At 60.9% G+C, this 19,496-nt stretch carries 18 protein-coding genes and 1 pseudogene; 7 read left to right on the forward strand and 12 right to left on the reverse strand.

From position 1 onward, the window contains the following. Positions 1 to 94: 94 nt before the first annotated feature. Positions 95 to 478, reverse strand: coding sequence for a hypothetical protein (locus P3T21_RS02075; protein WP_429254261.1), 384 nt, complete (start codon positions 476 to 478; stop codon positions 95 to 97). A gap of 77 nt (positions 479 to 555) precedes the next feature. Next, positions 556 to 1,803, reverse strand: coding sequence for an NRAMP family divalent metal transporter (locus P3T21_RS02080; RefSeq protein ID WP_429254262.1), 1,248 nt, complete (start codon positions 1,801 to 1,803; stop codon positions 556 to 558). 367 nt (positions 1,804 to 2,170) lie between these two features. Between P3T21_RS02080 and P3T21_RS02085 the strand changes: the two genes are divergently transcribed. Beyond that, the gene (locus tag P3T21_RS02085; RefSeq protein ID WP_429254263.1) at positions 2,171 to 2,794 is read left to right on the forward strand and encodes a ParB-like protein; all 624 of its coding nucleotides are present in this window, start codon (positions 2,171 to 2,173) and stop codon (positions 2,792 to 2,794) included. A gap of 62 nt (positions 2,795 to 2,856) precedes the next feature. Here P3T21_RS02085 and P3T21_RS02090 read toward each other — a convergent pair whose 3' ends face one another. Continuing rightward, entirely contained in the window at positions 2,857 to 4,155 is a 1,299-nt protein-coding gene (locus P3T21_RS02090) for an L-fuconate dehydratase (protein ID WP_429254264.1), read from the reverse strand. Between the two features lie 139 nt (positions 4,156 to 4,294). Between P3T21_RS02090 and P3T21_RS02095 the strand changes: the two genes are divergently transcribed. After that, positions 4,295 to 5,056 (forward strand): GntR family transcriptional regulator, encoded by a 762-nt coding sequence (locus P3T21_RS02095; protein ID WP_429254265.1) that lies wholly within the window; start codon positions 4,295 to 4,297, stop codon positions 5,054 to 5,056. Between the two features lie 89 nt (positions 5,057 to 5,145). Here the strand turns inward: P3T21_RS02095 and P3T21_RS02100 are convergent, their stop codons facing one another. Next, positions 5,146 to 5,400: a hypothetical protein gene (locus P3T21_RS02100; RefSeq protein ID WP_429254528.1), complete on the reverse strand. Its 255-nt coding sequence runs from the start codon at positions 5,398 to 5,400 to the stop codon at positions 5,146 to 5,148. Here P3T21_RS02100 and P3T21_RS02105 point away from each other — a divergent pair. The 4 genes from P3T21_RS02105 to P3T21_RS02120 all read left to right on the forward strand — a co-directional run bounded on the left by P3T21_RS02105 (position 5,302) and on the right by P3T21_RS02120 (position 11,041). Next, positions 5,302 to 6,813 carry a sugar ABC transporter ATP-binding protein gene (locus tag P3T21_RS02105; RefSeq protein ID WP_429254513.1) on the forward strand — a complete coding sequence of 504 codons (1,512 nt, stop codon included), beginning with the start codon at positions 5,302 to 5,304 and terminating at the stop codon, positions 6,811 to 6,813. The two genes, P3T21_RS02100 and P3T21_RS02105, sit on opposite strands and share 99 nt — an antisense overlap. Positions 6,814 to 6,832: 19 nt before the next feature. Then, complete coding sequence (locus P3T21_RS02110; protein WP_429254266.1) at positions 6,833 to 7,858, forward strand: ABC transporter permease; 1,026 nt, start codon at positions 6,833 to 6,835, stop codon at positions 7,856 to 7,858. Positions 7,859 to 7,944: 86 nt separating this feature from the next. Next, positions 7,945 to 8,886, forward strand: a complete 942-nt coding sequence (locus P3T21_RS02115) for an ABC transporter substrate-binding protein (RefSeq protein WP_429254267.1) — start codon at positions 7,945 to 7,947, stop codon at positions 8,884 to 8,886. Between the two features lie 115 nt (positions 8,887 to 9,001). Further along, positions 9,002 to 11,041, forward strand: a complete 2,040-nt coding sequence (locus P3T21_RS02120) for a M3 family metallopeptidase (protein WP_429254268.1) — start codon at positions 9,002 to 9,004, stop codon at positions 11,039 to 11,041. 52 nt (positions 11,042 to 11,093) lie between these two features. Here P3T21_RS02120 and P3T21_RS02125 read toward each other — a convergent pair whose 3' ends face one another. The 6 genes from P3T21_RS02125 to ddpX form a co-directional block, all read right to left on the reverse strand. Beyond that, positions 11,094 to 11,876, reverse strand: a complete 783-nt coding sequence (locus tag P3T21_RS02125) for an ABC transporter ATP-binding protein (RefSeq protein WP_429254269.1) — start codon at positions 11,874 to 11,876, stop codon at positions 11,094 to 11,096. Further along, on the reverse strand, positions 11,873 to 12,760 hold the full coding sequence (locus P3T21_RS02130) for an ABC transporter ATP-binding protein (RefSeq protein ID WP_429254270.1): 888 nt from the start codon (positions 12,758 to 12,760) through the stop codon (positions 11,873 to 11,875). The genes P3T21_RS02125 and P3T21_RS02130 overlap by 4 nt, the downstream gene beginning before the upstream one ends. 1 nt (position 12,761) lies before the next feature. After that, positions 12,762 to 13,676, reverse strand: a complete 915-nt coding sequence (locus P3T21_RS02135; RefSeq protein ID WP_429254271.1) for an ABC transporter permease — start codon at positions 13,674 to 13,676, stop codon at positions 12,762 to 12,764. Positions 13,677 to 13,737: 61 nt separating this feature from the next. Continuing rightward, positions 13,738 to 14,778 carry an ABC transporter permease gene (locus tag P3T21_RS02140; RefSeq protein ID WP_429254514.1) on the reverse strand — a complete coding sequence of 347 codons (1,041 nt, stop codon included), beginning with the start codon at positions 14,776 to 14,778 and terminating at the stop codon, positions 13,738 to 13,740. A gap of 94 nt (positions 14,779 to 14,872) precedes the next feature. Beyond that, positions 14,873 to 16,480 carry an ABC transporter substrate-binding protein gene (locus P3T21_RS02145; protein WP_429254272.1) on the reverse strand — a complete coding sequence of 536 codons (1,608 nt, stop codon included), beginning with the start codon at positions 16,478 to 16,480 and terminating at the stop codon, positions 14,873 to 14,875. 66 nt (positions 16,481 to 16,546) lie between these two features. Continuing rightward, complete coding sequence (gene ddpX / locus P3T21_RS02150) at positions 16,547 to 17,113, reverse strand: D-alanyl-D-alanine dipeptidase (protein ID WP_429254273.1); 567 nt, start codon at positions 17,111 to 17,113, stop codon at positions 16,547 to 16,549. Positions 17,114 to 17,407: 294 nt separating this feature from the next. Between ddpX and P3T21_RS02155 the strand changes: the two are divergent. Beyond that, positions 17,408 to 17,584 (forward strand): annotated as a pseudogene (locus tag P3T21_RS02155) (isocitrate/isopropylmalate family dehydrogenase); the annotation flags it as partial. 44 nt (positions 17,585 to 17,628) lie between these two features. Here the strand turns inward: P3T21_RS02155 and P3T21_RS02160 are convergent. Next, positions 17,629 to 18,033: a DUF427 domain-containing protein gene (locus P3T21_RS02160; RefSeq protein WP_429254274.1), complete on the reverse strand. Its 405-nt coding sequence runs from the start codon at positions 18,031 to 18,033 to the stop codon at positions 17,629 to 17,631. A 387-nt stretch (positions 18,034 to 18,420) separates the two neighbouring features. Beyond that, on the reverse strand, positions 18,421 to 19,479 hold the full coding sequence (locus tag P3T21_RS02165) for an LLM class flavin-dependent oxidoreductase (protein WP_429254275.1): 1,059 nt from the start codon (positions 19,477 to 19,479) through the stop codon (positions 18,421 to 18,423). Positions 19,480 to 19,496 lie beyond the last annotated feature (17 nt).

Consider the following 19,496-nt stretch of genomic DNA (forward strand, 5'->3'; position numbering starts at 1 on the left):
CCTGGGCGGGTTCAAAGGTGAAGCGCAACACTGAGCTTGGTGGAACGGAAGTATCAGGTAGAGAAGCAAGTGCAAGCATGCTGGCTGCGATGCGTTACCTCTTTGGCAACACAGATTTTCCGCCTCGTCCGCGTGGTTTCGGTTCAACACCCACACGCCGATCGCGCGCGAGCACGAGCGCCGTCATCCTTTCTGCGATGGCCTCAAACGCCGGATCGTCTTGCGGCACATAAAGCCATTTTCCAAGCACTGGATGCGGCCGCAATGCGGGCATTTCATCAATGAGAGCGGCGTGGCGTTCTTGCGATGTGCACACCAGCAAGCCGTTCCACGGCTTGTCTCGATCGGCGGCAACCAGGCACAACAGACCATCGATATAGGCGGCATCGCAGCCGAACATCCGCTTGTGAATGTAGGTGGAATCGCGCTCGAACGCTTCGAAGATCCAGGCGAGCGAGTTGCGGATGGATGCGGGCATTGGTGTGAAATCCTGCGGTTTTTCAGAACGGCGAAGCGGCCATACAGTGTTGTCTCAGTGACAGTACACGGAGCTTCTCACGAAAAAAAGCTGAGGCCTGCACCAAGGACGCCGGCTGCACACACCACCGCTGCAATACCACAGACAAGCCACAAGTAAGCTCCACGAGGCCGATGCTGATGAGGTAGTGCGGTGACGCTAAGCGCGATGAGTAACCCAACCACAAGTGGCAGCATCAACGCGTTGACCACCTGCGCGGCGACGTTCAACGAAACGAGGTTCGGCGCCAGCCAGACGACATAAGCGCTGCCGGCGACGGAGGCTACATACACGCCGTAGAACCACGGCGCACTCGCAGGCCGGTCTTCAAGCGACCGCCTGTATCCCGCCACTTCACCCAGCCCCCACGCCAGAGACAGTGAGCAGACAATGGCCGCCACCATCGACGCGCCAAGAACGCCAGCACTGAAGAGGACGCGTCCAGCGTGGGGGCCCACTACTGTCGCAAGGGCGAGACTAATCTCGCCCACACTTTGTAAGGCGCGTTGTTGATCGTGTCCCGATAGCGTTGCTGCCGCGGCGACAAGAACCGCTGCCGTCAGTAGCTGCGTGAGGACCGCACCAACGGCCGTTTCGACCCGAGCCGCGGTGTAGTCTCGCGGAGTGAGTTTTTTATCCGCTACCGCCGCCTGCTGATAGAAAACCATCCATGGATTGAACGTCGCGCCAATCAGCGCGGCCGCAAGGTATCCAAACTGACGATTGTCGAGCGGGAGGTGGGTCATTTGCCGGAACAGGTCGTGGATGTCCGGGTGCGCCTTCCACGCCACAACGAAAAACGTCAATTCGAAGGCCCCAATGACAATTGCGGCCTTGTCTACGCGGTTATGCGAGCCGGTGAGCACGACGGCTATCAGGGCAACGACGGCAAGCGGCAATGTGACGGACCGCGAGACACCATACATCTCGCCTACGCCAGCGACCCCCGTGAACTCCGTCACAAGCGAGCCAAGCACGGCAATGACCAGTCCGATCGCCGATACCCAGGCCCACACTGGGCCGAAGTTCGAGCGGATGAGTTCACCGTGGCCTCGCCCGGTGAAAATGCCAAGCCGGACAGTGAGCTCCTGGACCATGTAAAGCAGAGGAATGAGTAGAGGCAGCACCACCAGAAGTTGAAGACCCCATTGCGCGCCGGCCTGCGCCGCCGTTACGACGTTCCCGGCATCGCAGTCGGCTAGCATGACGATCAGTCCAGGTCCCCATAAAGCAACCCAGCGCAGACTGGGCGAGACCTTCGGTTTCAGCAGCGAGGAACCAGCCATGCGTTCTGAAAGGAAGTGAAGGTAGTATCCGGTGACGGATTGTAGCGCGCAAGGTGCTGTCGACAGGCACGCAACATCGAAGCAGTAACGCTACACGTTCGCGCAGTGGCGGTATGTAGCCGACACCGCTGATGCACTGGCCAGCGCAGCAACGATATATCGAGGATTTGAAATGGATACGTACACCCTGTTGGGCATCGGCTTCGGACTGGGCCTGCTCATTGCGATGTGGGGGATATGGAATCTCAGAGACTCCCCAAAACCGCGAGTCGAACAACATGTCACAAAGGGCGCAGCCGGTCATCATGAGGTCGAGCGCTCATGATCCGCGCTATTGGTGCCGCAAACCATTCTCACGAGGCAAATCATGGTCCCGAGTTCTGACATTCATCTGGTCCCGGCGAAACTCACAGCATTGCGCCCCACTCAGATGACAGTGGGTTACCGCGAGGTCACCGAAAAGCGCGACCACTGGAAGACACTCGGCAAGAAGGCGCGCGGCGAGGCCATTGCTGCGCACTGGTTTCCCGCTGTGCTGGGCCCGGAGCAGCGCTATTACATCGTCGACCATCATCACCTTGGGATTGCGCTACTCGAGGAAGGTGTCAAGGAAGTGAAGGTGATGTTGCTAAGGGACCTGTCGTGGCTGGATAACACGATCTTCTGGCGCATGATGGAGCACAACCAGTGGGTCCATCCGTTCGGTGCCGATGGCTCGCGATACGACTACGAGCACCTGCCCAAGACGGTGACCGGGCTCACGGACGACCCCTACAGGAGTCTCGCCGGCGAACTGCGCCGGGTGGGCGGCTTTGCGAAGGATGCGACGCCATTTAGCGAATTCCTGTGGGCCGATTTTCTGCGCTCACGGGTACCGGTTAGCAAGATCAGCAAAAGCTTTGCGAAGGCGCTCGATCAGGCGAAGGCCCTTGCGCACACGCCTGAGGCCCGGTATCTGCCCGGCTGGTCCGGGATGACGGTCGGCCGTTGACGCGTCTGCGCGTCTTCGCCGCCGCGGGCCGGCGGCGGCCGCACTCCCGCTGGGGCGCTGTTTTAGATTTGCCAGACCGGACCCTCAGGAAAGCGATACTGATCGAGCGATGCCGCATGCATTTCGATGCTATAGCCGGGACGTTGCGGCGGCATGTAACGGCCATTGCGGATCACAACAGGATCGACGAAATGCTCATGCAGATGATCCACATATTCGAGCACCCGGTTTTCTAGCGAAGCCGACACGCAGATGTAGTCGAACAGCGAAATGTGCTGGACATACTCGCACAAGCCGACGCCGCCCGCGTGCGGACACACCGGCACGCCGTATTTCGCCGCCATCAGCAGGACGACGATCACCTCGTTCAAACCGCCCAGGCGGCAGCTATCCACCTGACAAAAGTCGATTGCGTGTGCCTGCAGCAACTGTTTGAACATCACGCGGTTATGGCAATGCTCGCCCGTCGCGACGCCAATGGGCCGAAGCCGCTGCCGGATGGCCGCGTGGCCGAGAATGTCGTCGGGGCTGGTGGGTTCCTCGATCCACCACGGATCGAATTCCGCCAGGCGCCGCATGTTCGCAACCGCTTCATCGACATCCCACACCTGGTTCGCATCCATCATCAGCTTCAGGTTGCCGCCGAGTTCTTCACGCAGGATGCGGGCCCGGCGCGCATCGTCTTCGAGATTGCCACCTACCTTCTGTTTGAAGTGCGTCCAGCCCTGAGCGACGCCTTCACGTGCGAGCCGGCGAATCTTGTCGTCATCGTAGCCGAGCCAGCCGGCCGAGGTCGTATAGGCCGGATAGCCGTGAGCGAGCATTTCCTCTTCGCGCACGCGCCGCGTCTGCGCGTGGCGGTGCAACATCGCGAGGGCTTCATGGGGTGTGATTGCATCGGTCACATAGCGGAAGTCGAGACAACGCACGAGTTCTTCCGGACTCATGTCGACGAGCAGCTTCCACACCGGCTTGCCTTCCGCTTTTGCCCACAGGTCCCAGGTGGCATTCACGACGGCCGCCGTCGCCAGATGAATGGCGCCCTTGTCCGGGCCGATCCAGCGCAACTGGCTGTCTGACGTCAACGCGCGCCAGAAAGCGCCCATGTTCGCTGCGATATCCTCGAGCGTTCTGCCAACGATCAACGGGGCGAGCGCCTGTACTGCAGTCACGCAGATCTCGTTGCCACGCCCGATCGTGAAGGTAAGGCCATGGCCTGTGAGCGCCTCCGGCGAATCGGTTTCGAGCGTCACGTAGGTGGCGGAGTAATCCGGCGCGGCATTCATCGCATCAGAGCCGTCGAGTGAACGCGAGGTGGGAAACCGGATGTCCTGAACGAACAGCTTTGTGATCGTGGTCATCTTTGCACCCTCCGGGGGCGATGATTATCGATTTCCGCCTGGCGAACGAAGACAGAGCAGCGGCCTCGTGCATGCGCTCACATACCGGCCGCTCTCCAGGCATTTGCCCGCGTTGACAACGCCGAATCCACCTCCTAGCATGCTAGCATCTTCAATGCAAATCAAGCGCGCCGTGAGCTCTTCATCCGTGGTAGCGAGTGCCGCCAGCAACCCGTATGACGCATTGCACAAGATCAAGGGCGGCGAACGAGGCAGTCTGACCGACGCGGTCGAACAGGCGCTGAGAGAAGCGATCGTGACGTTGGTGCTGGAACCCGGAATGATGATCGACAAGCTGGCGGTCTGTGAACGGATGGGTGTATCGCGCTTTCCGGTTTCCGCCGCGTTGGCAAGGCTTGCGCACGCGGGCCTTGTCGAAGTGTTGCCGCAGCGCGGCACGCGCGTCAAACCGATCTCCCTTGAGGATATCCGTCAGCATCTATTCATACGCAGGGCACTCGAAGTCGAAACGGTGCGCACGGTCGCGCTCATGCGTGATAGTGCGACGCTAGAGGCATTGGCGCTCAATCTCGATCAGCAGCGCGAAGCGGTCACGAGTGGCCAACGCCTGAGATTTCATGTACTGGATCTGGCCTTTCACGGAATCCTCTTTGACTCAGTCAACCTGCCGCGGGTGAAGGAAATCGTTGCGGTGTCGCGCAATGCGCTGGATCGCGCGAGGCAATTGCTGGCGAGTCCTGAGCGGCTCGTGCACACGCTCGAGGAGCACGAGTGTATTTTCAAGGCCATTCGCAACTGCAAGGCCGACACGGCTGCGAAAGCGATGCACGACCATCTCGATCAGGTCGTCGCCGAGTTGCGCCGGTCTGCGAACGAAAGGTCGGATCTTTTCGAACCATAGTGACCCACGCCGGCCGCGATCGGTGGCGGGTAACACTTAACCGTGTGTAATGCAGAGGAATGCGTGAACAGAACCACTGTTGTGCAGCATCACAGGATCGCTGCACATGGGATTAAAGGGGCTTTGGCAATGTGTCTGGCTTCTCGTTGCGTCTTCAGTTCTGAATGGCGGCGTACGCCCTGCGCCTTTCCGGCTCGCTTCTTCGATGCGGCCAGCGCGCATTGCGCAATCGTCGTATCCGCACCATGATCCCGCTCGTTTCCGTCAACAAGCTCAGCAAGAGCTTTCCCGGTGTCAGGGCACTTCATGAGGTCCAGTTCGAGCTCATGGCTGGCGAAGTCCACGCGTTGATGGGCGAGAACGGCGCCGGCAAATCGACGCTGATGAAAATCCTCGCAGGCGTATACACCCGGGATTCAGGCGAAATTCTCTACGACGGCCAGCCAGTTGAGTTCCTGAGCCCGCGTGAGGCGCAGGCCATGGGTGTCGGCATCATTCATCAGGAACTGCAGCTGATGAATCATTTGAGCGTCGCGCAGAATATTTTCATCGGCCGCGAGCCGCGCGGACGCCTCGGCCTCTTCCTCGACGAAGACAGGCTCAACGCACAGGCGCGCGACATTCTCGCCCGCATGCATGTGCGTCTCGACCCACGCGCCATGGTCGGCGCGCTCACCGTCGCCAGCCAGCAGATGGTCGAGATCGCCAAGGCCCTATCTTTCGATTCGCGCGTCCTGATCATGGATGAGCCGACCTCCGCGCTGAACGACGCCGAAATCGCCGAGCTCTTTCGCATCATCCGCCAGCTGAAGGAGCGGGGCGTCGGAATCATCTACATTTCACACAAGATGGATGAGCTGGAGCAGATTTCCGACCGGGTCACCGTGCTTCGTGACGGCGAATATGTGGCCACCGTCGCGGCCAGGGACACGAGCGTCGAAGCGATCATCGGCATGATGGTCGGAAGAACGTTGACCGACGTCGCACCATTTCAGAGCACCACAGACAAGGGCGAGGTCGCGCTCGAGGTGAAACATCTCACCGCTGGACCGCTGGTGAGGGACGTGAGCTTCGCGCTGCGCAAAGGCGAGATATTGGGCTTTGCCGGCTTGATGGGCGCCGGCCGCACCGAGGTCGCCCGCGCGGTGTTCGGCGCCGACCCGATCGAATCCGGCGAGATTCTGGTGAAAGGCGTGAAAGCAGCGATCAGGAAGCCGAGCGACGCCGTAGCGCGTGGCATCGGCTATCTCTCCGAAGATCGCAAGCGATTCGGCCTCGCGACGGGAATGGACGTCGAATCGAATATCGTGATGTCCAACTTGCGCAAATTCCTGTCGCTGAACTTTTTCCTGCGCCGCGCGCAGATACGCAAGACGGCTTCTCATTTCATTGAGCTGCTCGACATTCGTACGCCCTCTACGACGCAGCAGGTACGGCTTCTCTCAGGCGGCAATCAGCAGAAACTCGTCATTGCAAAATGGCTTGAGCGAGACTGTGATGTGCTCTTCTTCGACGAGCCGACGCGCGGCATCGACGTCGGCGCCAAGAGCGAAATCTACAAGCTTTTGCGCTCGCTCGCCGGGCAAGGCAAGGCGATCATAATGATCTCGTCGGAACTGCCGGAAATCCTGCGCATGAGCGACCGCATCGTTGTGATGTGCGAGGGCCGTATCACCGGCGAACTCTCCGCTCGCGAGGCGACGCAGGAACGCATCATGCAACTGGCGACGCAGCGCGAAACCCTGAAAGCGGCGTAAGCCTCAAGAGGTCAAGTACATGACACTGCCATCTGATACTGCGGCGCTGGCCGATGAGAGACGGGCCTCCGGCTTGAGGGCCCGCATCTTTGCGCCGACCGCCCTGCAAAAGCTGCTCGCCTTCGCGAGCCTGATCCTGCTGCTGGGCTTTTTCAGTTTCGCCTCGCCCGCCTTCATGCAGATGGACAATATCCTCGGCATTCTGCAGGCGACGGCGGTCAACGGCGTTCTGGCGATCGCCTGCACGTTCATCATCATTACCGGAGGCATCGATCTGTCCGTCGGCACGTTGATGACCTTCACGGCGGTCATTTGCGGTGTGTTTCTGACCAACTGGCACCTGCCGATGTGGACCGGTGTCGTTGCTGCGATTGGGACGGGCGCGTTCTGCGGAACCGTTTCGGGAACCCTCACGGCGAAAATGAAAATACCGCCGTTCATTGCCACCTTAGGCATGATGCTGCTACTGAAAGGGCTTTCGCTCGTCGTCTCGGCCGACAAGCCGATCTATTTCAATGACACTGAGAACTTTTACATGATCTCGCAGGATTCGCTGATCGGCCATGTACTGCCGAGCCTGCCCATTCCGAACGCCGTCCTGATCCTGTTTTTCCTTGCGGTCGTGAGTTCGATCACGCTTAATCGCACGGCGCTCGGCCGCTACACATTTGCGCTCGGCAGCAACGAAGAAGCCGTACGCCTTTCCGGCGTGAATGTCGATCGGTGGAAGATCGCCATTTACGGCCTGGGCGGGGCCATTTGCGGCGTTGCCGGGCTGCTGATCGCCTCGCGCCTGAATTCGGCCCAGCCGGCGCTAGGCCAGGGCTATGAGCTTGAGGCGATCGCCGCCGTCGTCATCGGCGGCACCTCACTTAGCGGTGGTTCGGGCACGATTCTGGGCACGATCATCGGCGCTTTTATCATGAGCGTGTTGACCAACGGCCTGCGCATCATGTCCGTCGCTCAGGAATGGCAGATCGTGGTGACGGGCCTCATCATCATTCTTGCGGTCTATGCCGATATCCTGCGACGCAAGAAGAGCTGACCCTGCACAGGACAAGATCAAAAACGGAGCGCCCAAAGGCTCCCGCAACGGCTGAAGGTGATAGCCCAACTTAGGAGGAGAACACCATGTTGAAAAGAAGACTTATCGGTGTCGCGATCGGCGTCGGCGCGCTCGTCGGCGGAACGGGTGTTACGTACGCGGATGAAGCCTATATTCCGCTGATCTCGAAAGGTTTTCAGCACCAGTTCTGGCAAGCCGTCAAAGCCGGCGCTGAACAATCGGCGAAGGAGCACAACGTCAGGATCACCTTCGAGGGCCCGGAAACCGAGGCTATGGTCGATAAGCAGATCGACATGCTCTCGGCCGCGCTTGCCAAGAAGCCTCAGGCGCTCGGCATCGCCGCGCTCGACAGCAAGGCGGCCATTCCGCTCCTGAAGAAGGCGCAGGCCGGCAAGATACCCGTTATCGCTTTCGACTCGGGTGTCGACAGCGACATTCCGCTGACAACCTGTGCAACGGACAATCTCGCCGCCGCCGCACTGGCCGCCGACAAGATGGCCGAGGCGATCGGCAATTCCGGTGAAGTCGGCGTGATCGTGCACGACCAGACCAGCCGCACCGGCATCGATCGCCGCGACGGCTTTCTGAATGAGATGAAGTCGAAGCATCCGAACGTCAAGATCGTCTCGGTCCAGTACGGCGGCGGAGACCATCTGAAGTCGGCTGAGATCGCCAAGACGATGATCCAGGCCAATCCCAACATCAAGGGCATTTTCGGCGCTAACGAAGGCTCGGCTGAAGGCGCGGCGATCGGCGTCAAGGAATCGGGCAAGAAACTCGTCCTGATCGGCTACGACTCCGGCAAGGAGCAAAAAGAGGACATCAACTCGGGCCTGATGGCCGGCGCCATTACGCAGAACCCCGTCGGCATCGGCAAATGCGTTGTCGACTCGGCGGTGAAGGCGATGAAGGGCCAGAAACTCCCCACGAAAGTTGACACGGGCTTCTACTGGTACGACAAGAGCAATATGAAAGATCCCAAGATCGCCGCTGTGCTCTACGATTGATTGATGGACGGCGCTTAAGGCGCCATGAGAGCGGAGGAGCTGCGGCTCCTCCTTTTTTTATGACCTGTCTTATCATGTCGGCTCCTCCACGATGACGCCCACAAGGCAGATCGACATGACCGTACACAGCAATCCGCTGTTGCAGGACTGGCAAACGCCGTGGCAGTTGCCGCCCTTCGCGCAGATCAAACCCGAACACTTCCCGCCCGCCTTCGCAACGCTGTTTGCGGAGCATCTGGCGGAAATCGATGCGCTGGTCGCAAATCCAGCCGCACCGACATTCGATAACACCGTAGCCGCGTTCGATGCCGCCGGCGTCCGGCTGGATCGCGTACGCCTGACCTTCGAAAACCTGTGTGCATCCGCGTCGCCGCCCGAACTGCAGGCAGTCGAGCGCGAGATGGCGCCGCTTCTGGCCGCACACGACAGCAAGGTGTCGATGCACGCAGGCTTTTTTGTCAGGCTGGATGCGGTTCACCGGCAGGCGGCCGCGCTGGAGTTGACCGAGGAACAGCGCCGCTTGCTGCAACGCTTGCACACCGATTTCGTGCGCACAGGCGCAATGCTGGAAGGGGACGCCCGCGTGCGCTTTGCCGCGATCGCCGAACGGCTGGCGAACCTGCATACACAGTTCGCGCAAAACATCCTGGCTGATGAATCCAGCTATCAGCTGCCGCTCACGAGCGAAGCCGATCTGGCCGGATTGCCCGATTTTCTGCGTCACGCGGCGCGCAGCGCGGCACAGGAACGCGGCGTCGACGGTTACGTCATTACCCTGTCGCGTTCGCTGGTCGAGCCATTCCTTACGTGGTCCGCGCGTCGCGATCTTCGCGAAACTGCATGGCGGGCCTGGACCAGTCGTGGCGAGACGCCGGGTCGCGACAACCGTCCGATAGCACGCGAAATACTGACGCTGCGTCAGGAGCAGGCGCGTCTGCTCGGCTACAACAGCTTTGCCGATTACGCGCTGGCTGACCGCATGGCCGGCAAACCCTCCGCAGTCTACGACCTGCTCAACCAGGTATGGGAGCCGGCGAAGGCGAGCGCCGAACTGGAGCGGCAGGCGCTAATGGCGCAAGCCATCGCGCTGGGCGAATCCACTGACATCGAACCGTGGGACTGGTATTACCTGGCCGAAAAAGTGCGCGCTGCGCGCTTTGCGCTGGACGATGCCGAGGTGAAACCGTACTTCAGCCTGGACGCCATGCTCGGTGCCATGTTCGATTGCGCAGGCCGCCTGTTCGGGGTTCAGTTCGTCGAGCAGACGGGCGTGTCGTTGTATCACCCGGATGTCCGTCTGTGGGAAGTGCGCCGCGGCGACACCCTGGTCGGTGTGTTCCTCGGCGACAACTATGCGCGTCCCAACAAGCAGGGCGGCGCGTGGATGCACGTGTATCGCAAGCAGACGCGCAACGGTGGCGATGTGATCCCCGTGGTGATCAATAACAACAATTTCGCCCGTGGCGGCGAGGGTCCCACGCTGCTCAGTTTCGATGACGTTCGCACGTTATTCCACGAATTCGGCCATGGGCTGCACGGCCTGTTGTCCAACGTAAATTATGGGCGCCTTTCGGGTACCAACGTCCCGCAAGACTACGTGGAACTGCCGTCACAGTTGATGGAAAACTGGGCCACGGTACCTGAAGTGCTGGCAAAGCATGCGCGTCACGTCACGACAGGTGAGCCGATCCCGGCAGCGCTGATCGAGCGCATCCGTGCTTCGCAAACCTTCAATCAGGGATTCACGACGGTGGCGTATACGTCGTCCACACTGATCGATCTGGCGTTGCACCTGCATGAAGATCCGGGCGGACTCGACATCGCCCGCTTTGAGACGCAGGAGCGCGAGCGTCTCGGCGTGCCGCGCGAAGTGGGTATGCGCCACCGCTTGCCGCACTTCGGCCATATCTTCGGCGGCGCGTATTACGCGGCCGGCTATTACGTCTACATGTGGGCGGAAGTGCTGGAAGCCGAGGCGTTCGATGCGTTCGAGGAATCCGGCAACGCATTCGATCCGGCGCTAGCTGAAAAACTGCAACGCTATGTCTACAGCGCGGGCGACAGCCGCGAACAGCGCGCCGCATTCCGCGCTTTTCGTGGGCGCGATCCGCAAGCCACGCCGATGTTGCGCAAGCGCGGTTTGCTGCCGGCCTGATCCGGGCCAAACGAAAACGGGCACTGCGGTGCCCGTTTTTTTGCGGAAGGCGCTAAAGCGCCGCGTCCACGCCGATCACCTCAACGGCCTTGCGCTCATAACCGCCCGTAGCGAGCAGCAGGCTGCGCGTGTAATCGTCCTTAACCTGCTGCGCGCGGATTGCATCGATGCCAGCTTCTTCGACGATCTCGCCGTTGCGCATCACCGCCACACGCGAACAGAGAAAGCCGATCACCGCGATGTTGTGACTCACCAGGATCATCGTCAGAGTGTGCTCGCGATGCAGCCGTCGCAGCAGATTGAGGATTTCGGCCTGAACGGACACGTCGAGCGCCGACGTCGGCTCGTCGAGCAGCAGCACGCGTGGCTCGACGATCAGCGCCCGCGCAATCGCAACACGCTGCCGCTGACCGCCCGACAACTGATGCGGATAGCGGAACCGGAATGCCGGACCCAGCCCGACTTCGTGCAACGCATCGACGATCCGTTCATCCTGCCGGTCGATCCCGTTGATCGTCAGGGGTTCACGCAATGTCTGGTCGACGGTGAAGCGCGGATGCAGCGAGCCGTACGGGTCCTGAAACACCATCTGCACGTCGCGGCGAAACAGGCGGTCGATCTTTTCTCCCGGCACGTGCGAACCAATCTTCATCTCGCCAGCCGCAGCGGGCGCGAGGCCGGTCAGCGCCCGCAGGATCGTCGATTTGCCTGAACCCGATTCGCCGACAAGCCCGAACACTTCGCCTTCGTCCACGTGAAAGCTCGCATCGCGCACCGCATCGAAGTAACCGCTCTTCGTTTTGAAGCGGACCGTCAGGCCTTTAACATCGATCATGCGACGACTCCCGTCGATTGTGTGAGCCACGCCGGGTCGCGCTTCAACACAGGCAGTTCATCAGGCGGGTTCACAAGCGGGGGATTCGCCGCAAGCAGCCCGCGCGTATAGGGATGCTGCGCATGCACGAGATCGCGCGCTGCGCATGTTTCCACCACGCGCCCCGCGTACATGACCACAACGCGGTCGCAGAACGACATCACCAGCGGCAGGTCATGGCTGATGAAAATCAGTCCTGTGTCGTGCTTTTCGATCATCTCGTCGAGAATGCCGAGCACCTGCATCGAAACAAGCACGTCGAGCGCGCTTGTGGGTTCATCGGCGACCAGAAGACGCGGGCCGGACGACACCATCATCGCGATCATCACGCGCTGGCCCATGCCACCGGACAACTCGTGCGGATACGCATCGGCGACCCGCTCCGGATTGCGGATATGCACGGCGGCCAGCGCAGCGACGATCTTCTCCCGCATCTCGCGGCGATTGAGTTTCTGACCGTGCAACGCGAACGCTTCGCGCATCTGCTGCGCGACCGTCATCACCGGATTCAGCGAGTATTTCGGGTCTTGCAGGATCATGCCCATTTGCCGGCCACACAGCTTCCGGCGTCTGGAAGCGGGCATCGTCAGCAGATCCTGGCCGTCGAACTTCATGGTCTTCGCGGAGTATTGCGCCGCGGGCGGCAGCAGGCCGAGCAGCGCGCGCCCGGTCAGCGATTTGCCGGAACCCGATTCGCCGACGATGCCGAGCCGTTCACCGCGCCTGAGCGTCAGCGACAGGCCGCGCACGGCATCGATCAGTTTGCCGTCGTGCCCGCGAAAGCCGATGCGCAGATCGTCAATTTCGCACAGCGTTGGCGTGGTATCGCCGGTATCCGGTTGCATGTCAGCCTCCATGACGCGGATCGAAGACGTCGCGCAGACCATCGCCGAGCAGATTGAACGCGAGGCTCACCAGCAGGATCGCGAAACCGGGAATGGTGGCAACCCACCATGAATCGAGCAGCACGTTACGGCCGGATGCGACCATGAAACCCCACTCCGGACTGGGCGGCTGCGCGCCGAGCCCAAGGAACCCAAGACCCGCGACGGTGAGAATGATGCCGGCCATATCGAGCGTCGCGCGCACGATGACCGACGACGAGCACAGCGGCACGATATAGCGCAGCAGGATGCGCAGCCGCGATGCGCCCTGCAGACGCGCGACATGGACGAAATCGGCCTGCACGAGCCGCAATGTCTCGGCGCGCGAAAGACGTGCATACGCCGGCCACGCGGTAATCGAAATCGCGACTACCGCGTTGATGACGCCCGGTCCAAGCGCGGCGGCGAAAGCCAGCGCGAGCACGATCTTCGGGAAGGCGAGCGCGACGTCGGTGAGTCGCATCAGTACGTTGCTGACCCATCCCCCGAAGAAGCCGGCCGTGGTGCCGATCAACAGGCCCACGGGAACGACGATCACCACCACGAGAATCGCGATCGAAAGCGTCAGCCGCGAGCCGTATATCAGGCGCGAGAGGATGTCGCGTCCAAGCTGGTCGGTGCCCAGCCAGTGAGACGCCGACCCCGGCGGCAGAAGCCGGTCGCCCAGTACCTGTTGCAACGGATCGTGCGGCGCGATCAGCGGTCCGATCGCGGCGACGATGAGCAGCAACGCAAGAATCACAAAGCCGAAGACCGACAGCGGATTGCCCGTGAAGCGCCGCCAGCGGCGATAAGCCAGCCCGAGCGCCGCCTGTTTGCGGGATGCGGGCGTGTCGCTCAGCAGCCAGTCTTTCCAGTGTCGGGGCGCGGCATTCATCGGCCAGTCCTGCGTTTGTGCAGCGTGATCAAGAGGGGGGCGCAAAAAAACCTCCGGGACATCAGCGGGCACGTGGATCGAATACGCGATACAGCGCGTCAGTGAGCAGATTGAGCGCGATAAACGTGACACCGATCACAAGCGTGCTGCCGAGCACGGCATTCATGTCGGCGTTCAGCAGTGCGCCCGTCAGATACGAACCAATGCCCGGCCATGCGAAGACAATCTCCGTTAGCACCGAGCCTTCCAGCAGATAGCTGTAGGTGAGCGCGATCACAGTCAGTAACGGCACGGCGATGTTGCCGAACGCGTGACGCCAGATCACGCGCCGCTCGGGCAAACCTTTCGCACGCGCAGTCGTGATGTATTCCTGGCCTAGTTGCTCGAGCATGAACGAGCGCGTCATCCGGCTCAGGTAGGCGACCGAGTAGTAGCCGAGAATCGTGGCGGGTAGCGCGATATGCGAGAACGCATTGAAGAACACGTCCCATTCGCCGGCGATCATCGAATCCACAAGCAGGCTGCCGGTGTGCGTATCGACCAGACCGTCGAACACGGGATCGACGCGCCCCGGACCCGAAACCCAGTGCAGTTTTGCGTAGAACAGCAGCAGGCCCATCAGGCCGAGCCAGAAAACAGGCACCGAACTGCCGATCAGCCCGATGAAGCGCGCGACGTGATCGATCCAGCGGTTATGACGCACGGCGGCCATCACGCCGAGCGGCACGCCAATCAGCACGCCGAGGATCGTCGACAGTGTCGCCAGTTCGAGCGTCGCGGGGAATACGCGCTGGATGTCTTCGATGACGGGATGCGCCGTCAGCAGCGACATGCCGAAATTGCCGCGCAGCACATCGTGCGCGTAGATCAGAAACTGCACCGCGAGCGGCTTGTCCAGACCGAGCTGGATGCGCGCGGCCGCATACGCAGTCGCCGACGCCCGATCGCCGAGAATCGCCAGCACCGGGTCGATCGGTACCTTGCGGCCGATCACGAACGTGACCGCCAGCAGACCCGTAAACGTGACAATGAGCGTGACGATCCAGCGAATCAGGCGCAATGTCCAGCGCATGCTGGCGCTTTGACCTGAAAGCGCGCGCATGCGGTCGAGAGTGGTGAGGGGCGTCGACATATGGGTTCCCCGGGCGAAGGCAAAACGATGGCATCTTCGCCTTCTTTCGCCTTCGCCTGATGTGTTACTGCTTGTTCAGATGTCGATACGACACGAGGTCGTTGATCGGACCCACTTCAAGACCCGTGACACCTGGGCGCGCGGCCACCTGCGAGACCTGCTGGAACATGATCACGAACGGCGAGCGCGCCAGCATCTGCTTTTGCATCGTCTGATACATCTCTGCGCGCCTGGCCGTCGAAGACTCCGCAAGCGCCGCGTTCGTCTCTTTGGTCAGATCTGGAATGTCCCACGAATTGCGCCACGCAAGCATCTTGTAGCCCGATTTGTCGGAGTTATCCGGATTCCACGCGAAGCCCTGCGCGTTGCTGTGAGGGTCGATGTAATCTGCGGCCCATTCGCCGATATAGATATCGTGCGAGCGCGAGCGGTATTTCGCAAGCGTCTGCTTGTTGTCGCCGGGGATGATCTGAACCTTGATGCCACCCTGCGCGAGATTGGCCTGCACGGCTTCCGCGATTTCACTGTACGGGTAGCCGTTACGCACATCCATCGTCACGGAGAAGCCGTCTGGAAGACCGGCTTTCGCGAGCAGTGCCTTCGCCTTTGCGACGTTCTGCTGATAGGGATTCGTGTTCAGCGTGCCGAGAAACCCCTCGGGAAGGAACGTTTCGTGCACCTTGTAGGTGGTCTTTGCGACGTTGTTCTGGATGCCGTTATAGTCGATCAGCCACTTCATGGCTTCCTGCACTTCTGGCTTCGCGAGATTCGGATTCTTCATGTTCAGGCCGAGATACAGCAGCGTGGCCTGCGGCACCGCGCTCGTATGCGCCTTGCCGGACTTCGTCAGTGCCGCCAGATCGTCCGGACTCAGGTTGCGCGCAACATCGACATCGCCGTTTTCCAGCAGCAGGCGCTGGCTCGACGCTTCCGGCACATGACGCAGCACGACGCGTTTCATCGCGAGCGGCATACGATAGCCGTCGAAGCGCTGCAACACCATGCTGTCGTTGGCCGTCCACTTCACGAGCTTATAGGCGCCGGAACCGGCCTCGTTCGTGCGCAGCCAGTCGTTACCGAGGTCGTTACCCTTCTGGTGCGACATCAGCACCTGTTTGTCGAGCACGGAAGCGGGCCACGCGCCGAGCACGTTCAGCACGAACGTCGGCGCGTATTTCTGGTCGGTCGTCACGCTGATGGTTGCGTCGTCAACTTTCTTCACGTTGGAGAGCGCGTTGTCTTTGGTGAGACCAATGCCTTGCAGCACCGCCGCCGCGCCCTTGTCGAGCAGGACCGTGCGCTGGATCGACCATGCGACGTCGTCCGCGGTCAACGCGTTGCCTGAGTGGAATTTCAGACCTGGGCGAATCTTGAACGTGAACGTCAAACCGTCGGGGCTCACGGTCCACGATTGCGCGACATCGCCGTTGAATTTCGACGGATCTTTCAGGTCGACGCGCACCAGCCGGTCGTAGGTGTTCGCCACATATTCTTCCGGTACCAGTTCGTAGACTTCGCCGGGATCGAGCGTTGTGAATTCGTCGAGGAACGTCGCCATGACGAACATGTCTTTCGGTGTGGCCGCCTGGGCGCTGCCAGCTGCCGCGAACGACAGGGTCAGGACAGAGGCGACCGCTGCCGCTGCCAGCGCATTGCGCAATACCAGTTTCATATTCGCTCCGTAAGGAATGGTGTAGAGCCTTCAAGTGAACAACAAGTGTTAGAGGATCGACAGCCGCTACATGAGACGGAGCGGACCGCTCTCGCTGTTGTCGATCATCGGCAGGACGCGTGAGCCGGGCAGCTCGTAGTGCCACCATTCGCTCTTGATGTGCGTGAAACCAGCGGCATGCATCACGCCCAGCAGCAGCAAGCGGTTGCGCTGCACGTGTTCGGGCAGGCCAGGATGGAAGTGCTCGGATTCGATCGTCATGGCGTCGAAGCCGGTGCCCATGTCGAGTTCGTTGCCGCTCGCGTCCAGTAGCGTCAGATCGATTGCGGTGCCCCGGCTGTGGTTCGAACCGAGGCCGAGGTCGGCGACATAAGTCGGATCGGGCAGGAAATCCCACAGCACCTGTTGCGCTTCTGGCGGACGGTATGCGTCGAAAATCCGCAGCGTCGTGCCGATGGTCCGCGCGATCTCGACGGCCTTGCGCAAGCCCGCTTCGGCAGGGGTGAGCAGCAGGCAATGCGCGGCCTTGTAAATCGGCTTGCCGGTCAGGTTGCGATCGGTTGCATAGACGAGGTCGATGTCGACACCGTGGCTTTCGGGCGTAACGAGGATCAGGCGGTGTGGTTCTGTCATCGGAGGGGCGCGGTTGCATCCTGCATGAAGAGGGCTGGAGATCGAACTGAACGAGTTCACGCTGCCAATAAAGCCAGCGCCAGCTTAAAAAATCAATGGGAGATGTCTATTGAATAGATTCTCGCAGGTGCCGTAATGAAAGTCGATGCCATGGCCCGCAACTGGGCGGTGGCATACCTGTTCCGCGTCATCGCTACTGCCACACTCATCCGGAGCCTGACGCGAGTAGCAATAGAACAGGCGTCACGCACAATCCGCTCACACACGCGGATTCGCCTCGAACGGGAGACTCGCATGACCCGCACTGGATACCGGATCGCTGTGATCCCGGGAGATGGGATCGGCAAGGAAGTGATGCCCGAAGCCCTGCGCGCGCTCGATGCTGTGAGCCAGCGCTTCAACATCGCGCTGGCGTATCAGCATATCGAATGGGCGAACTGCGGCTACTACGCGGAGCGCGGAAAGCGATTGCGGCACGTCTTGCGCGAATCGCTTCGCGCCTCGCGCGATTCCACTTAAGCCGGAACGTCCAGTTCCTCGATCGCGTCCACGCGGTCCGGATAGAACGCGACGTGGCCCTTGATCGATGCGACTGCGTCGTAGGGCGTCTCATACGTCCACACCGCATTGACCGACCGTTCGCCGCCCAGCGGAATCGAGTAGTACGCGCAATCGCCCTTGTATGGGCAGTAGGTGGCGTGGTCGGTGCGTTCGAGCAGCGTCATGTCCACGTCTTCTGCAGGGATATACAGCACCGCCGGATAGCGGGCTTCGCGAAGCGTTAACGCATTGCGTGTATCGGCCAGCGTGCGGCCGGCGAGCGAGACCACCACACGCGCCGGATTGCGCTCGATGGTGATGGGATGATCGGGGCCCGGAATCTTCACGGATCGGGTCGGCTGCGAGACAGTGTTGGACATGACAACCTCGTAAGGTGGGGCAATCAGGAACTGCGATTGGAGACTACTGAGCTTCAGAAGCCGGGAGGCCGATATGGCTGCGTATGTCGGTTGCGCGCTTTCCGTGAGCATAACCCTGCCTTCGGATTTGCGCTGACGGTCGCAGTAGACCGTCCCGCGGGTTCACGCTGTGAAGGATGATCGGCGAAGAATTTCCGGCAGTCCCCGGTTATGAAACGCGTTCGCGTCAAACCACTGCCTTGATGCGTAATCTAGTTGGGTATTGCCGCAAGGAAAAGGACTTTGCAGGCTGGATGGCATGCCTGAAAAGCATGGCTAACCTGTAAGGCGTGGATGGCGCGGGCCTGTAAGCCGATGCCTGACCATGCTACGCACACCCGTGTGCTGTCAGCCGGTCAGCGCACGCACACGCGGAATGACCTCTTCGGCGAATATCCGCATGTCGGTTTCGAACGGCTGGAATTGCAGCATGAACAGTTCGATGCCCGCGCGATGAAACGCGGCGATGCGCCGCGCTACAGTTTCGTAACTGCCGACAAGGCCCGCTGCCGTGCCGCCATTCGAACCGACGCGCGGCGTCTGCGCGAAGGTCTGGAACATGACTGCTTTGGGATCGATGTTCGCTTTCTGTTGCTGACGCAACGGCGTGTCCTGGGCCGCTAATGAGAAAAGGTGCGCAAGATGCTGCTCCGCTTCGGCGTCAGACTCGCGCGCGATGACAAACCCAGACAAACCGAAGCGCAAAGGCGAATGCCCCACTGGACGCGGCCGCGCGGCCACATCGGCAATCAGCTTTTCGACGTCTTCGAGCGGCTGGCCGTTGATGAACCACACGTCGCCCTTGTCGGCGACCAGATCGCGCGCAGGCGCCGATTCGCCGCCAACGTAAATGCGCGGCCGGTTGCGAAACGGATCGGCGGGGCGCAGCAGATAGTCGTCGATATGAAAGTGCTCGCCGTCAAAGCGCGTACTTTCCCCGCGCAGCAGGGAATCGACCACGGTAATCCACTCGCGGCCATACGCGTAGCGCGCGTCGTGTTCGGCAAAGCCGATGCCGGCGCGCTCCAGTTCCGGGCGATTCCATGCGTTGACGAGATTGATCGCAAAGCGGCCGCTGCTGATGTGCTCGATCTGCTGCGCCATCTTCGCGAGCACAACGGGGTGATACAGGTAAGGCTTGATCGCAGCGATGATCTCGATGCGCGCTGTCAACGCTGCGAGTGCTGCTGAAGCCGTCCATGCCTCAAGCTGATCGAGGTCCGGATTGTGCGGATTGACCGTGTGCTGCGCGACGAGCACCGAGTCGTAGCCGAGGCGCTCGGCTTCGAGCACGAGCGCCTTGTTACGCGCCCACGACGCATCATACGGTTCGTCAGGATCCTGAAGCGCGGCACGGCTGCCGTGAACGAGCGCCCAGACGCCGAAGCGGGCAGGGGATGTCGACATGAAGCAGAAACCTCCGC

The sequence above is a fragment of the Paraburkholderia sp. GAS334 genome (genome assembly GCF_050436625.1).
Lineage (GTDB): Bacteria > Pseudomonadota > Gammaproteobacteria > Burkholderiales > Burkholderiaceae > Paraburkholderia.

Excerpts from the sequence above, each read along its gene's own strand:
- P3T21_RS02075 (WP_429254261.1), bottom strand. The coding sequence starts at position 478 with ATGCCCGCATCCATCCGCAACTCGCTCGCCTGGATCTTCGAAGCGTTC.
- P3T21_RS02080 (WP_429254262.1), bottom strand. The coding sequence starts at position 1,803 with ATGGCTGGTTCCTCGCTGCTGAAACCGAAGGTCTCGCCCAGTCTGCGC.
- P3T21_RS02085 (WP_429254263.1), top strand. The coding sequence starts at position 2,171 with ATGGTCCCGAGTTCTGACATTCATCTGGTCCCGGCGAAACTCACAGCA.
- P3T21_RS02090 (WP_429254264.1), bottom strand. The coding sequence starts at position 4,155 with ATGACCACGATCACAAAGCTGTTCGTTCAGGACATCCGGTTTCCCACC.
- P3T21_RS02095 (WP_429254265.1), top strand. The coding sequence starts at position 4,295 with ATGCTAGCATCTTCAATGCAAATCAAGCGCGCCGTGAGCTCTTCATCC.
- P3T21_RS02105 (WP_429254513.1), top strand. The coding sequence starts at position 5,302 with ATGATCCCGCTCGTTTCCGTCAACAAGCTCAGCAAGAGCTTTCCCGGT.
- P3T21_RS02110 (WP_429254266.1), top strand. The coding sequence starts at position 6,833 with ATGACACTGCCATCTGATACTGCGGCGCTGGCCGATGAGAGACGGGCC.
- P3T21_RS02115 (WP_429254267.1), top strand. The coding sequence starts at position 7,945 with ATGTTGAAAAGAAGACTTATCGGTGTCGCGATCGGCGTCGGCGCGCTC.
- P3T21_RS02120 (WP_429254268.1), top strand. The coding sequence starts at position 9,002 with ATGACCGTACACAGCAATCCGCTGTTGCAGGACTGGCAAACGCCGTGG.
- P3T21_RS02125 (WP_429254269.1), bottom strand. The coding sequence starts at position 11,876 with ATGATCGATGTTAAAGGCCTGACGGTCCGCTTCAAAACGAAGAGCGGT.
- P3T21_RS02130 (WP_429254270.1), bottom strand. The coding sequence starts at position 12,760 with ATGCAACCGGATACCGGCGATACCACGCCAACGCTGTGCGAAATTGAC.
- P3T21_RS02135 (WP_429254271.1), bottom strand. The coding sequence starts at position 13,676 with ATGAATGCCGCGCCCCGACACTGGAAAGACTGGCTGCTGAGCGACACG.
- P3T21_RS02140 (WP_429254514.1), bottom strand. The coding sequence starts at position 14,778 with ATGCGCGCGCTTTCAGGTCAAAGCGCCAGCATGCGCTGGACATTGCGC.
- P3T21_RS02145 (WP_429254272.1), bottom strand. The coding sequence starts at position 16,480 with ATGAAACTGGTATTGCGCAATGCGCTGGCAGCGGCAGCGGTCGCCTCT.
- ddpX (WP_429254273.1), bottom strand. The coding sequence starts at position 17,113 with ATGACAGAACCACACCGCCTGATCCTCGTTACGCCCGAAAGCCACGGT.
- P3T21_RS02160 (WP_429254274.1), bottom strand. The coding sequence starts at position 18,033 with ATGTCCAACACTGTCTCGCAGCCGACCCGATCCGTGAAGATTCCGGGC.
- P3T21_RS02165 (WP_429254275.1), bottom strand. The coding sequence starts at position 19,479 with ATGTCGACATCCCCTGCCCGCTTCGGCGTCTGGGCGCTCGTTCACGGC.